Annotated in this window: 16 protein-coding genes, 1 pseudogene and 1 other annotated feature; of the genes and pseudogenes, 8 read left to right on the plus strand and 9 right to left on the minus strand. The window is 31.9% G+C overall.

What is annotated here, in order from left to right:
• Positions 1 to 23 precede the first annotated feature (23 nt).
• Positions 24 to 221 carry a PLD nuclease N-terminal domain-containing protein gene (locus BUA82_RS15235; RefSeq protein WP_073010127.1) on the minus strand — a complete coding sequence of 66 codons (198 nt, stop codon included), beginning with the start codon at positions 219 to 221 and terminating at the stop codon, positions 24 to 26.
• Between the two features lie 177 nt (positions 222 to 398).
• Here BUA82_RS15235 and BUA82_RS15240 point away from each other — a divergent pair, with 177 nt between their 5' ends.
• Positions 399 to 662, plus strand: coding sequence for a GIY-YIG nuclease family protein (locus tag BUA82_RS15240; protein WP_073010130.1), 264 nt, complete (start codon positions 399 to 401; stop codon positions 660 to 662).
• A gap of 172 nt (positions 663 to 834) precedes the next feature.
• On the opposite strand, the gene BUA82_RS15245 is transcribed toward BUA82_RS15240, so the two are convergent.
• The 3 genes from BUA82_RS15245 to sigY are packed head-to-tail and all read right to left on the minus strand — an operon-like array spanning position 835 to position 1,974.
• Positions 835 to 1,047, minus strand: a complete 213-nt coding sequence (locus BUA82_RS15245) for a hypothetical protein (protein WP_073010138.1) — start codon at positions 1,045 to 1,047, stop codon at positions 835 to 837.
• Complete coding sequence (locus BUA82_RS15250) at positions 1,047 to 1,445, minus strand: hypothetical protein (protein WP_073010145.1); 399 nt, start codon at positions 1,443 to 1,445, stop codon at positions 1,047 to 1,049. Before BUA82_RS15250 ends, BUA82_RS15245 begins: the two co-directional genes overlap by 1 nt.
• A complete protein-coding gene (gene sigY, locus BUA82_RS15255) occupies positions 1,438 to 1,974 on the minus strand; it encodes an RNA polymerase sigma factor SigY (RefSeq protein ID WP_073010148.1) in 537 nt (178 codons plus the stop codon). The genes BUA82_RS15250 and sigY overlap by 8 nt, the downstream gene beginning before the upstream one ends.
• Before the next feature lie 289 nt (positions 1,975 to 2,263).
• Here sigY and BUA82_RS15260 point away from each other — a divergent pair, with 289 nt between their 5' ends.
• Together BUA82_RS15260 and BUA82_RS20745 are read left to right on the plus strand one after the other, a co-directional pair.
• Positions 2,264 to 2,962, plus strand: coding sequence for a metallophosphoesterase family protein (locus tag BUA82_RS15260; RefSeq protein ID WP_073010151.1), 699 nt, complete (start codon positions 2,264 to 2,266; stop codon positions 2,960 to 2,962).
• 114 nt (positions 2,963 to 3,076) lie between these two features.
• Positions 3,077 to 4,099: a mediator complex subunit 15 domain-containing protein gene (locus tag BUA82_RS20745; RefSeq protein WP_073010154.1), complete on the plus strand. Its 1,023-nt coding sequence runs from the start codon at positions 3,077 to 3,079 to the stop codon at positions 4,097 to 4,099.
• A gap of 87 nt (positions 4,100 to 4,186) precedes the next feature.
• Here BUA82_RS20745 and BUA82_RS15270 read toward each other — a convergent pair whose 3' ends face one another.
• Positions 4,187 to 4,678, minus strand: a complete 492-nt coding sequence (locus tag BUA82_RS15270) for a cytochrome b5 domain-containing protein (RefSeq protein WP_073010157.1) — start codon at positions 4,676 to 4,678, stop codon at positions 4,187 to 4,189.
• Positions 4,679 to 4,824: 146 nt separating this feature from the next.
• Positions 4,825 to 5,060 (plus strand) — a binding site (T-box leader).
• A gap of 58 nt (positions 5,061 to 5,118) precedes the next feature.
• Between BUA82_RS15270 and asnS the strand changes: the two genes are divergently transcribed.
• Positions 5,119 to 6,510 (plus strand): asparagine--tRNA ligase, encoded by a 1,392-nt coding sequence (gene asnS / locus BUA82_RS15275; protein WP_073010160.1) that lies wholly within the window; start codon positions 5,119 to 5,121, stop codon positions 6,508 to 6,510.
• Between the two features lie 164 nt (positions 6,511 to 6,674).
• Here the strand turns inward: asnS and BUA82_RS15280 are convergent, their stop codons facing one another.
• Positions 6,675 to 7,751, minus strand: coding sequence for a M24 family metallopeptidase (locus BUA82_RS15280; RefSeq protein ID WP_073010163.1), 1,077 nt, complete (start codon positions 7,749 to 7,751; stop codon positions 6,675 to 6,677).
• 229 nt (positions 7,752 to 7,980) lie between these two features.
• Between BUA82_RS15280 and BUA82_RS15285 the strand changes: the two genes are divergently transcribed.
• The gene (locus tag BUA82_RS15285) at positions 7,981 to 8,802 is read left to right on the plus strand and encodes an undecaprenyl-diphosphate phosphatase (protein ID WP_073010166.1); all 822 of its coding nucleotides are present in this window, start codon (positions 7,981 to 7,983) and stop codon (positions 8,800 to 8,802) included.
• Between the two features lie 100 nt (positions 8,803 to 8,902).
• On the opposite strand, the gene BUA82_RS20750 is transcribed toward BUA82_RS15285, so the two are convergent.
• Entirely contained in the window at positions 8,903 to 9,055 is a 153-nt protein-coding gene (locus BUA82_RS20750) for a hypothetical protein (RefSeq protein WP_178140746.1), read from the minus strand.
• A gap of 77 nt (positions 9,056 to 9,132) precedes the next feature.
• Between BUA82_RS20750 and BUA82_RS15290 the strand changes: the two genes are divergently transcribed.
• Positions 9,133 to 10,026, plus strand: a complete 894-nt coding sequence (locus tag BUA82_RS15290; protein ID WP_073010169.1) for an alpha/beta fold hydrolase — start codon at positions 9,133 to 9,135, stop codon at positions 10,024 to 10,026.
• A gap of 377 nt (positions 10,027 to 10,403) precedes the next feature.
• Here the strand turns inward: BUA82_RS15290 and nrdG are convergent, their stop codons facing one another.
• Together nrdG and BUA82_RS15300 are read right to left on the minus strand one after the other, a co-directional pair.
• Positions 10,404 to 10,910, minus strand: a complete 507-nt coding sequence (gene nrdG, locus BUA82_RS15295) for an anaerobic ribonucleoside-triphosphate reductase activating protein (protein ID WP_073010172.1) — start codon at positions 10,908 to 10,910, stop codon at positions 10,404 to 10,406.
• A gap of 183 nt (positions 10,911 to 11,093) precedes the next feature.
• Positions 11,094 to 11,618 carry a hypothetical protein gene (locus tag BUA82_RS15300; protein WP_073010174.1) on the minus strand — a complete coding sequence of 175 codons (525 nt, stop codon included), beginning with the start codon at positions 11,616 to 11,618 and terminating at the stop codon, positions 11,094 to 11,096.
• 231 nt (positions 11,619 to 11,849) lie between these two features.
• Between BUA82_RS15300 and BUA82_RS15305 the strand changes: the two genes are divergently transcribed.
• Positions 11,850 to 12,248, plus strand: coding sequence for a hypothetical protein (locus BUA82_RS15305; RefSeq protein ID WP_073010177.1), 399 nt, complete (start codon positions 11,850 to 11,852; stop codon positions 12,246 to 12,248).
• A gap of 18 nt (positions 12,249 to 12,266) precedes the next feature.
• Positions 12,267 to 12,467: pseudogene (locus BUA82_RS15310) on the plus strand (VanZ family protein); the annotation flags it as partial.
• Positions 12,468 to 12,475: the final 8 nt, after the last annotated feature.

The raw sequence follows: 12,475 nt of genomic DNA on the forward strand, positions 1-12,475 counted from the left end.
CTAATTACTTCCTTTAACTTTAATTAATATTTCTGTCTACCGAATATAAGATATGCAATAGATCCAAAGGTATTTATAAGAACTATTACTAATACCCAACCTATTTTAGGTAGATATTTAACCTTATCCTTTTTTAAAGAAACGAGGCAAAATATTTTCAATGCAACTTCTAATACAATAAATGGTGCCAAAAGCTTTAACATTTCCATGGCTTCATTCATTTAAACTCTTCCTCTCCTATATGAATTTATAAATTAAACGAAAGAAAGGATAAATAGTTCATTTAAAAATCTTTATTCTTTGAGAAATTTCATATATTATAAGTTTTAGAAATAGAATTATTTTTATTATGTAAAGATCTCTTGTTAAGAATTAGTGATAAGAAGGTGGAATAGCTAATGTGTTATGTATATATATTAGAATGTGGTGATAACACACTTTATACAGGTTGGACAAACAATCTAAATAAAAGGATACAAACTCATGCTGAAGGAAAAGGTGCAAAATATACCAGAGGGAGATTACCTGTGAAGCTTGTATACTTTGAAAAATTTGAAGATAAGGTTTCAGCTCAAAAAAGAGAATATGCTATAAAAAAACTTTCTAAAGAAAACAAATTAAAACTATTAAATAAGGAAAAAGCCCCGGAATTAGATTACTAATTTCCGTGGCTTTTTCCTCTATTAAGTTCCCCCTTAATGATTAGCTATATTTTATCATTTATTAAATCTAGAATCAAATTCCTAGTACAATAATCCATGTGGTGTAAAAGTGTTCTTTTAACTACATTGATAATTGATGCTGTGTATCCATTTAATACACCTTCTCATTAAATTAAGTGTTATTGTTCTTCCTTTTTTCTCTTATAACTCTAGAAAATAACAGGTAAATTAATAGGTTTGTGGGGGTATTCATGGTACACAATATTCCCCAAATCCAATAAAACTTTATTCCTCTCTTTTTAGCATCATTAAACACCCAAAAGCCTTGGAAAAGCAGTAAGGGTACTAAGAACATAAGTAGTATTATTTCAAATTTACTTAGCATTAATCTCTCCCCTCTTCCACCCGTTTATAGCTATATACGCAAAATGCAACTACACAAATGGTAATAATTACTTGTATGGTAATAAATGCTTTATGTCCTGCAAAGAATGCTAAAGAAAAGATAAAAGAAATAACCCCAAAAGCGCTTAGTAAAAAATACAAATTCTCTTTTTTATCTTTTTCTTCTTCTCTTATCCTTTCTCCTTTATCAATAATTGAGAGAAAGTTTATATCTTCCACATAATTATCTTCTGCTTTATCCATAATGATTTTCATATGGCTAAGCTCTTCTATTAATTCATCTTTATTATCCTTATGGCACCATGATTTTATAGATTCATCCTCTAATTCTCCATAGAATCTATCCACTGCTTCTTTAAAATCTTTATCTTTATTCATTCAGCATTCCCCTTTCTTTCATAATCTTTAGTAGTTCTTTTATGGTATTATGAAGCCTTGAACGAACAGTACCCACAGGGCATTTCATTATTACAGCTATTTCTTCATATTTATAATTGTAATAATGCTTTAGTATAAATACCGTTCTCTTTTCGTAAGGCAGTTCTTTTATAATTTTCATAACTTCTTGCTGCTCTATTAACTCCAAAGCTTTCTCCTCTGTTTCAGAAATACTGGGTTCAGCTATTTCTTCTAGGGATATTACCCTTTTATTCTTTCTAAGATAATCTCTATAAAGATTAGTAGAAATTGTAATAAGCCAAGTAGAAAACTTTGCTTTAGGTGTAAATTTTTCTATGTTAATAACAGCCTTCAAAAGTGTTTCCTGAACTAAGTCCTTAGAAATTTCCTCATCTCCAGTTAGCTTTATCATATATCCATATAGTATTTTATAATTATCTACAAAAAGCTGATTTAAAGCGCTTTTATTTCCCTGTATTGCTTTTTCAATAAGTTCTAACTCTGCCAAAGCGCTCCTCCTCCCCATGTAATAAGCATTTTAACACTTTACATATTTTCTTTTTAGTACATTATTAAAAATAATAAAACTTACATCAACCATATAACGATTTACTGTAGAAAAAGTTCATTTAAATGCTATAATATTTTTTGTAACAAAATATTCATATTTATTTATTTTATCTATATAATAATATTATTATATTTTTTCATAATTTCCGATACAAATAATAGATTTTATAAATATTTATATAAAACACATATAAGTCAACTTCTATAAAGATTAAGGCGGTGTAACTATGAGAATTGCATGTATCAGTGATATTCACGGAAATATTTATGCACTAAATAAAGTTCTTGAAAATATTGAAGAAAACAATATTGACCAAATAATATGCCTTGGAGATTTAACCGGTTATGGCCCTCACCCTAATGAAGTAGTGGCTCTTATCAGACGTAGAAAAATATTATGCCTTAAAGGTAATTATGATGCTTCAGTGGTAGAAAATAAATTTAGTTACATAAGAGAAACAGATATAAATAGTTTTTCACTTCCTTGGACTGTGGATGAGCTTAGAGCATCTCATAAATTTTACCTAGAAAGCCTCCCAGAGAAATTAACCTTAACTTTTGAAGAAAAGAGTATATTGCTAGTTCACGGAAGCCCTAGAAGTATTAATCAATATCTCCACTATGAATCCTTGGATGCAGAAGAAATTATGCAAAGTATACTGGAGGATGTTTTAGTATGCGCTCATACTCATATACCTTATGTTAAACAGTATGAGAATAAGCTTCTTATAAATGATGGAAGCGTAGGAAAACCTAAAATAGGCAGGCCTAATGCAACTTATGTGATATTAGATATTGAAAAAAATAGAGATATAAAAGTAGAAATAAAAGAAGTATCCTATGATATATTAAAAACTGTAAAAGACATGGAAATGAAGAACTTTCCTACAAAGCTCGTATACTCCATTAAATCAGGAAATGAATAGAAATTAATTAAAACCTCTTGTGCCCAGCTATTTTAAAGTAAAATATACAAACTATCACTTTCAGAAAATTTTAGCATATATTAAAAATGTGGTTAATATTTTTTGGAGGCAGTTATGTACATTAATGACAATGATTCTAATAAAAACTATGATTCATCGGTTTTTGGCAATGATGCCGTAGAATCCACAGATGATAATGAATCAAAAAGAGAAGAAAATTCTCCTATGAACAGCCCTATGCAGATGCAAGATCCTTCTTCCTACATGGGCTATCCAATGATGGGAGCCAACCCTACTGGAGAAGGTACTATGCCTATGGGAACCCCTATGATGGGTTCAACACCTTGGGAACAAGATAATCCTTCTATGGGTTATCCCATGGGGCAAGGCTCTCCTATGAGTGGTTATCCCATGGAACAGGATTATCCTATGGGTCAAGGTTTCCCTATGGGACAGGGTTATCCTATGAGTCAAGGTTATCCCATGAGTCAAGGTTATCCCATGAATCAGGGTTATCCCATGAGTCAGGGTTATCCTATGGGTCAAGGTTATCCTATGGGACAGGGATATCCTATGAGTCAGGGCTATCCTATGAGTCAGGGATATCCTATGAGTCAAGGTTATCCCATGAATCAGGGTTATCCTATGGGTCAAGGTTATCCTATGGGACAGGGATATCCTATGAGTCAGGGATATCCTATGAGTCAAGGTTATCCTATGGGACAGGGCTATCCTATGAGTCAGGGATATCCTATGAGTCAAGGTTATCCCATGAATCAGGGTTATCCTATGGGTCAAGGTTATCCCATGAATCAGGGTTCCCCATATATGGGTCAAGGCTATCCTATGATGCCTAGTTATCCATATATGAGCCCTTCTCCATATTCAAATGAACCTTCTTATGAAGAAGACTCAGATAACAGCAGACAGAAAAAGAGTAATAAAAATTATTATCCTCAATCCCATCATAATAAGCCTTATTATCATTATCCTAATCATAACTATTATTATCATCACAACTACCCTGGTTCCCACCACTACAATGATTATGATTATTACTATGATTATGGCTACAATAATAATATTCCATACTTTTTACTTTATCCTTTACTCTTTAACCTTGGCAGAGATGAATAAGAATATTTAAAATTTAACTTTACATTAAAATCTAAAGGCTGTGAAATAAATATTCCACAGCCTTTGGATTTTAAAACTTTTCATGTACTATTGGTTATTTATTATTCCCACCACGGGAAGCTTTTTTATGGCTTTCATATCCTTATGACAGGCTGCATATTCATTGGTTAAATCTTTTCCTGCCATTACACCGAAATGACTCCCTCCTCCCCAGCTGCTTTCTTTACTTACATCATAAACCCTTCCGTTAATAGCTACGTAGGCTGGCTTACCTCCTTTACCATCATAGGTAGCTAACTCCTCAATGGTGAAGGTCTTCATAGGAGCTGTCTCTCTATAAGGTCCAAAGCGTCTTACAGGCTCATTCTCCTGAAAATTATCATTTTGAAGGGTTACTGTTCTTCTCATATTTTTTATTTTACATTCTTCTAAATAGTCTTCAATTTCCTGGGACTTATCTAAAAATGCTCTTTTGTAATACTCTTTCATCTTTTCAGTAGGGGCAAAAATCATAAGCTGTCTCAGATAGCAAAGTTCTTGATGTTTTGTATCAAGAATTTGCTGACCATTATCTCTCACTAAACCACCTCTAAATAAATTAACTATCAATTATATATATGAAAATTCCAGTGTGTTAGTGCTTAAATCTATTTATTTTAATTATATATAAGTTACTAGTTGATTATTTTATTTAAGTATTGTAAAATTAAATTTAAATTATAAAGTTAACTACTATGATGAGAAGAGTAGATATAAGAAGTAGTTTCAGCGAGTGAATGATGGTGCAAGGTTCACACGAAGCTTATATTGAAGAACATCTCTGAGTTTCTAACCGAAATCCTTGTGGAAAGTAGACTTAGACGGCATTGGTACCGTTATTACCAAGCAGCATGTTAGTGCTGATAAAGTGGTCATTTTTGACAAGTAGGGTGGTACCGCGAGCAATGCCTTCGTCCCTTTTTGGATGAATGGCTTTTTTTATTTAAGAAAATAATATATATAAGGAAAGGATGATTATAATGACTATGGTTACAGTTAAAAAACTCTATAGAGAGGATAAAGCCTTCTATGGACAAAAAGTTCAAGTATCCGGATGGGTTAGAACTTTAAGAGCTTCCAATGCTTTTGGTTTTATCGAACTTAACGATGGAACCTTCTTTAAAAATCTTCAAGTAGTATTTGATACTAAACTTAATAACTTTAAGGATATTTCTAAGCTTCCTATAAGCTCCAGCATAAAGGTATCAGGTACCATTGTAGAAACTCCAGAAGCTAAACAACCTTTTGAAATTCATGCTGAAACAGTAGAAGTTGAAGGTCTATCATCAGCAGATTATCCTCTTCAAAAAAAGAGACACACTTTTGAATATTTAAGGACTATAGCTCACCTAAGACCAAGAAGCAATGCTTTTTCAGCAGTATTTAGAGTTCGTTCCGTAGCAGCTTATGCTATTCATAAGTTTTTTCAAGAAAGAGACTTTGTTTACACCCATACTCCTATTATCACTGCCAGCGATGCTGAAGGTGCGGGGGAGATGTTCCATGTAACTACCTTAGACATAGCAAATCCTCCAAAAACTAAAGAAGGAACCATAGACTTTTCAGAAGACTTTTTTAGCAAATCTGCAAATCTAACAGTTTCTGGCCAGTTAAATGCAGAATGCTATGCTTTAGCTTTTAGAAATGTTTATACCTTTGGGCCTACCTTTAGAGCTGAAAATTCAAATACTGCAAGGCATGCAGCAGAGTTTTGGATGATAGAGCCTGAAATAGCCTTTGCAGATCTTAAAGATGATATGGCTTTGGCAGAAGATATGCTTAAATATGTTATAAAATATGTTATAAATGAATGTCCTGAAGAGCTAGAGTTCTTCAACTCATTTATAGATAAAACCCTTTTAGAAAGATTAAATCATGTAGTAAACTCAGAATTTGGAAAAGTTACCTATACTGAAGCTGTAGAAATGCTTAAAAAGTCAGGTAAACAATTTGATTACCCTGTAGAATGGGGTATAGACCTACAAACTGAGCATGAAAGATATCTAACAGAAGAACTATTTAAGAAACCTGTTTTTGTAACTGACTATCCAAAGGAAATTAAAGCTTTCTATATGAGAATGAATGAAGATGGAAAGACTGTAGCAGCCATGGACTGCCTAGTGCCAGGAGTAGGAGAAATCATAGGCGGAAGCCAAAGAGAAGAAAGGCTGGATATTCTTGAAAAGAGAATGGAAGAGCTTGGACTAGAAAAAGAAGATTACTGGTGGTATTTAGAACTTAGAAAATTTGGTGGTACAAAACATGCTGGATTTGGTTTAGGTTTTGAAAGACTTATCATGTATGTCACAGGAATGCAAAACATAAGAGACGTAATTCCATTCCCAAGAACACCAAACACTGCAGAATTTTAATAAAGGATTATAATTTTAAGGGCACTGAAAAATTTATGATTTATCAGTGCCCTCTTGATTATTCAACTTTTTATCAATGTTAAATTTTTCTCTTTTACACTTAGAAAATTAATTTAAATTAGCCATCATGGACTATTAATAATTAAAAACATACTTTTGCTTCTTTATTTAACTATAATTAAGTCCTTTGTAAATTTATTTAACACTTCTACTCCTGTTTCTGTAACCAGTACCAAGTCTTCTATTCTAACTCCTATGTCTCCAGAAAGGTATATTCCTGGTTCTATAGAAAATATCATACCTGGTGCTACTTCTTCAGTATTTACAGAACTTACATCTCCAAAATCATGCACCTCTATACCTATAGAGTGACCTGTTCTATGGGTAAAATATTTACCATAACCTGCATTTTCTATAACATCTCTCGCTGCCTTATCTATATCGCAGAACCTAACTCCTGGCTTTACTTTATCTATGGCTGTAAGGTTTGCTTCTCTTACAAGGTTATAAACAGCTTTATGCTCATCGCTAACTTCCTTATAAAAAACAGTTCTTGTCATATCGGAGCAGTAATGTTTTCTAACTCCTCCAATATCGAAAATCACATTGTTTCCTTTCTGAACCTTAGAGGAATCTGAATCATGATGAGGATCCGCCGCATTAGCTCCATAAGCTACTATAGGTGAAAAGGAAAATCCGTCTGCTCCTTTGTTTTCATATATTTCTGCTAATATATTCACCATTTTCTTTTCACTATATTCTTCAGATAAAGTTTTTATAACCTCTTCCATAACACTATCATTTATCCTGGAAGAATCTTTCATAAGCTGAATTTCTTCAGCATCTTTTATCATTCTGGTCCTGTCTATAATAGGAGAGCCATTTACAAAGCCTGCTGCTGCATTTCTTTCCATAAGCTTTATTAAAAAATGTGCTGGCCAAAATTTATCCACACCTAGTACTTTAGTTTTGTCCACAATGTTAATTAATCTGCCTATAGGTTCATCAGTATCCTTATACCATATAAGTTCTACCCCTTCTATAGCATTCACTGGGAAAAGTTCATTAATTAGCAGCTTTTTATCTCCATTAGTATTTATATATAAAGTAAGCATTCTTTCTCCAGGTTCAATCCATTTTCCAGTTAGATAAAATATTGAAGCTGGTGAAGATATAAGCATTTGAGGTATGTTTTGCCTCTCCATTTCTTGAAGAATCTTGTTTAATCTCTGCTGTTTCATACTGCTTTTTACCTCCGTGTTTATTTAAAAAATTATATAGCTAAATTATACCACAGCCTTGTAGTTTACAGTATGATATGTAATTTTTATCATTAAATATTTTTAAACAAATAGTAAATCATTAAAAATTTTAACTTATTTGTAGCTTTTCAAAATAATTTTAAGGTTATAATTACATAATGTATTTTAATTTCCATTATCATTTATATAGTTCTTCGAGGTGACTATTTTGGACTTTGATGTATATTTTATTTTAAAAGCTATAGTAATAGCCATAGTTGAAGGAATTACTGAATTTTTACCCATATCCTCTACTGGACATATGATTCTAGCCGGACGATTTATTGGGTTTGAGGGATCCTTTGAAAAAATTTTTGAAATAACTATTCAAGTAGGAGCCATATTAGCTATAGTGGTGCTCTTTAAGGATAAAATATTTAATTCTTTTAAGAATCTTTCTCCTGGAGAAAGCGGCTTTAAACTATGGACAAATATCGCAGTGGCATTTATCCCTGTGGGAATAGCAGGATTATTACTGCATGAAAAAGTAATTAGCTCTCTTATGACTCCACTTCCCGTGGCTTTAGCATTGCTGGTGGGGGGAATATGGATGTTATTTGCTGAAAAGAAGTTTAGAAGGGATGACAAGATCCTTCACATAGAAGATGTATCCTATAAACAAGCCTTTATGATAGGATTATTCCAAGTCATAGCGGTAGCTTGGCCGGGTTTTTCCAGGTCTGCATCTACCATTATTGGAAGCTGGATTGTAGGACTGTCAGCGGTAACTGGAGCGGAATTTGCATTTTTTCTAGCATTACCCACCATTATCTCAGCATCTACCTATGCCCTTTTTCAAACTGGCTTTGCACTAAATTCTAAAGAGATTTTGGCAATAATAGTGGGCTTCTTTGTATCCTTTTTTATAGCTTTGGTGGTGGTAGAGCAGTTTGTAAACTACATAAAACATAAATCCCTAAAAGGCTTTGCTATTTATAGGATAATCATAGCTATAACTATTATATTTTTATCTTTAATTAATGTTATATAAGCTCAATATTCCTATGTAGTAATATATGCAAAAAATGGAGAGTAAAGCATTGGTTTAATTAATATTTTAGCCAATACCTTACTCTCTATTTTTTATAAAATTATGGATACTTTATTATGTCTCTTTCTATACTATTAATGCTTTCCTTATCATTAAGCATGGCTTTTCTATCATGAGTAATATTTAAGCCTATGGCTAATACTAAAGTAAGAATGGATGCAATAATGGCTAGTCTTATAAATTTATTTCTCATTAAAGTCCTCCTTTACCTTTTATAATATATATCATGTATAAATTTCCTAAAATTATTCCATGAAAAGGAGCATATTTATGAGTATAAAAATTAAGCATAGTATTTTTATTTTAATTACTATAATTATCTTTTTAATTTCTTTTGAAGTGATATATCACTTACTTAATTACTGTTTATATTCTAATAAGATGTCCAACTTTAAAAATGAGTATATAGAAGGGGTTAGAGTCCATTATCGAGAGGAAGGTACTGGTGAGCCTCTATTATTAGTACATGGATATATGAGTTCTCTTAATTTTTTTAGCCCTGTATTTAAAGAGCTATCAAAAAAATATAAGGTAATATCTATAGATATGCCTGGATATGGTTTATCAGATAAAAGAGGTGAACTAAGCTATACCAAAGAAGCTACTGCAGACTTAATAGTTAAATTTATGAGCCAAAAAAACATAAAAATATTTAATATTTTGGGACATTCCATGGGAGGAGAGGTGTGTTTAAATATAGCTTACAAATATCCTGATGCAGTAAACAAGCTAATACTAGTAGCTAGCACAGGTTATTATGAAACCCCTAAAACCTGCGCCCCTGCTTTTCTTCAAAAAATCGCTTGTAACAGCTTTACCCTTCACGCTGCAATGATGGGTAGAAATCTTTATAACAAACAAATTCTCTATCCTCAGTACTTAGATACCATATATTACTTAAATTCCTCCTTGCCTAAAGAAACTATCTACAAAATTAACGCCTTTAACGATAGTGGCAGGCTTAAAAATAATATACAAAATATAAAAGCCCCCACTTTAGTTATATGGGGTAGCAAAGACAAAGTGGTCCCCCCTAAAGATGGGATGAAATTTTCTAAAACTCTTCCTAACAATAAGTTTATAACCTTCACCAATACTGGACATATGCCCTTTTTTGAGTATAAAGATGTGTTTATTACAGAAATAATTAATTTTCTAGAATAGCGTACTTTATCATGAAGCGGTACTTTTCACCTTTTATAGCATGACTATAAAAACTTGTTTAAAAGGTGTTTTGTCGTAAAAAGTGCTTGTCCATTTGAAGGTGCTTTGTCATAAAAAGTGATGTCTATTTAAAGTGTTCTGCTACAAAAAAGCGCTTGTCACTTAAAGGTGTTTTTCTACAAAAATAGCTTGTCCATTTAAAGTACTTTGCTATAAAAAATACTTGTCACTTAAAGATGCTTACAAAAAAATGCTTGTCCATTTAAGTTTCTTTGCTACAAAAAACACTTGTCACTTAAGGGTGTTTTGACACAATGCTTGTCCATTTAATTGTAACCCCTTCAGTATTGTTAATATGCATACATCGTCCTGCTGCTTTATTGAATTACCACCGCTTTTCTTTCCTTAAGGCTGCTTTGCACATTAATTAATCTTTGATTATTAGAGCCTCTATATTTTAAACCTTCTTGCATGTTATCCACCTCAAACCTTCCATCCACTAGAACATCTATGCTTTCTATAAGATCTTTCCAGTGAGGATGTTCTTCAAGGTTATCCAATATATACTCAAAGGTATATCCTGTATAGCTCCATATATTAAGTCCGGCTTCCTTAAATTTTCTAGCCATGTAAGCAAATTTCTCAGCCTGTTCTAAAGGGTCTCCCCCTGAAAAAGTCACTCCTTTTATCATAGGATTACTTTTTACATCTTCAATAAGCTCATCCATATCCCATAAAAACCCTCCGTTAAAATCATGCGTTTCTGGATTAAAACACTCAGGACAGTTATGCTTACACCCTTGAGAAAAAAATACTCTTCTTATGCCTGGACCATTGGCCAAGCTTTCATATAAAATTCCTGATAATCTTATATTCTTATCCATTTTATCCCCTTCACTATATTAAATAATACTTGTATTTCATTATGTATGTTTATTCATCAAGTGATTCTTAGCTTCAGGTGGAGTTTGCTTAAAAGGAATACGCCTCTATCTGAAGCTAAGGAATATAATCATTATTATATTCCCTATTATAATACCATCATTTTTCATAATTTATAATAAATATTATGGTTTTACATCTTTAACACACCAAAAATCTTTTTGTTTCGTAACTGTTAATTTTACTTCACTGGGGGTAATTTCTCCTGTGGAGGTGGTCCAATAATATATGATTTTTATCTCATAGGTATTTTTATCTATTTCCTTCTTAGGCATTATTTTATAGCTCTTAACCCAGGGGCTGGAGGTACCAATTACCCAAAGATTATCCTCCATACCACCTAACTCTTGCTGAATTTTATTTTTCAATTCATCACAGGCCACCACATACTGAAAAATGCCATTTCTCTCTTCCTCTCCCTTTGCCCAAAACTCTGCAGCTTCTTCTGGTGTTTGTGCCCCAAACTCCTCCAATACCTGTTTTAATAGATGAATTTGTGCCTTTGCCTTTTGTAGTTGTAAATCATCTCTCATATTATCAAAAGTAGTATTTTCTGCTAAATCCTCTTTTAAATTATTAGCTTGAGTAAAATCTACATTTAAAGAAATGAATGTGACTATAACTATGATTAATAGCGATATTTTCCTCATTTTTCACTCCCCTTCCATTATAACTATTTTTTGTAGTTTTAATACTTTTATAGATTCTTATTATAATTCTTTAGCTTTATTTATATTATTACGTTAAAATCACCAGGTTATGAATTTTAATAGAGTTATTTAGTAAAACAATCTCTATTGTATATCTTAATAAAGATGAATCTGAATATTTATATACCCAAATTTATAACTTATAATGTAAATAAAGGAGGCGAAAAAACTATGCCTAGATATTTAATTAATTCATTTATAGAAGTATTCATTATCTCTATACCCTTATGGTTAATATTTAGAGGCCTTTATTTATTCAGAATTAGAAGAAAAAGTTATATTTATAACAGAATCCATTATAAAAGAGAAGTTTTATTGTTTTTATTTTTTGCATACTTAATGATGATAGTTAGCATAACTATATTCCCTATTAACCCTGCACCTAGAGAGTCTAGGATGGCTCCTGGCATAAATATAATTCTTTTTAAACCTGCTTTTGATGATTTTAATAGTATGTACTCTAGAGGACATTGGCGGTATTTTGACTTATTTAAGGACATGCTCCTTAGAAATTTAGGAGGAAATTTTCTGTTATTTCTTCCTCTGGGTGTGGGACTACCTCTTTTCTGACAAAAACTTAAAAGTTTTAAGAGTACTTTATTGATGTGCTTTTTATCTTCTTTATCTATAGAACTTACCCAAGCTATTTTGTCATATGCTGGACTAATTATTCCTCGTGCTGTTGATATAGATGATATCATCATGAATGTTTTAGGTGGAGTTTTTGGATATATTATTTACTCAGTCATTTTGTCCAAGCTTAATATATTTAATAAAGCAGCTGTATAGAACATAAT

Origin of the sequence: Clostridium amylolyticum, from assembly GCF_900142075.1 — a bacterium.
Classification (GTDB): Bacteria; Bacillota; Clostridia; order Clostridiales; family Clostridiaceae; genus Clostridium_AA; species Clostridium_AA amylolyticum.

Excerpts from the sequence above, each read along its gene's own strand:
- BUA82_RS15235 (WP_073010127.1), bottom strand. The coding sequence starts at position 221 with ATGAATGAAGCCATGGAAATGTTAAAGCTTTTGGCACCATTTATTGTA.
- BUA82_RS15240 (WP_073010130.1), top strand. The coding sequence starts at position 399 with ATGTGTTATGTATATATATTAGAATGTGGTGATAACACACTTTATACA.
- BUA82_RS15245 (WP_073010138.1), bottom strand. The coding sequence starts at position 1,047 with ATGCTAAGTAAATTTGAAATAATACTACTTATGTTCTTAGTACCCTTA.
- BUA82_RS15250 (WP_073010145.1), bottom strand. The coding sequence starts at position 1,445 with ATGAATAAAGATAAAGATTTTAAAGAAGCAGTGGATAGATTCTATGGA.
- BUA82_RS15260 (WP_073010151.1), top strand. The coding sequence starts at position 2,264 with ATGAGAATTGCATGTATCAGTGATATTCACGGAAATATTTATGCACTA.
- BUA82_RS20745 (WP_073010154.1), top strand. The coding sequence starts at position 3,077 with ATGTACATTAATGACAATGATTCTAATAAAAACTATGATTCATCGGTT.
- asnS (WP_073010160.1), top strand. The coding sequence starts at position 5,119 with ATGACTATGGTTACAGTTAAAAAACTCTATAGAGAGGATAAAGCCTTC.
- BUA82_RS15280 (WP_073010163.1), bottom strand. The coding sequence starts at position 7,751 with ATGAAACAGCAGAGATTAAACAAGATTCTTCAAGAAATGGAGAGGCAA.
- BUA82_RS20750 (WP_178140746.1), bottom strand. The coding sequence starts at position 9,055 with ATGAGAAATAAATTTATAAGACTAGCCATTATTGCATCCATTCTTACT.
- BUA82_RS15290 (WP_073010169.1), top strand. The coding sequence starts at position 9,133 with ATGAGTATAAAAATTAAGCATAGTATTTTTATTTTAATTACTATAATT.
- nrdG (WP_073010172.1), bottom strand. The coding sequence starts at position 10,910 with ATGGATAAGAATATAAGATTATCAGGAATTTTATATGAAAGCTTGGCC.
- BUA82_RS15300 (WP_073010174.1), bottom strand. The coding sequence starts at position 11,618 with ATGAGGAAAATATCGCTATTAATCATAGTTATAGTCACATTCATTTCT.
- BUA82_RS15305 (WP_073010177.1), top strand. The coding sequence starts at position 11,850 with ATGCCTAGATATTTAATTAATTCATTTATAGAAGTATTCATTATCTCT.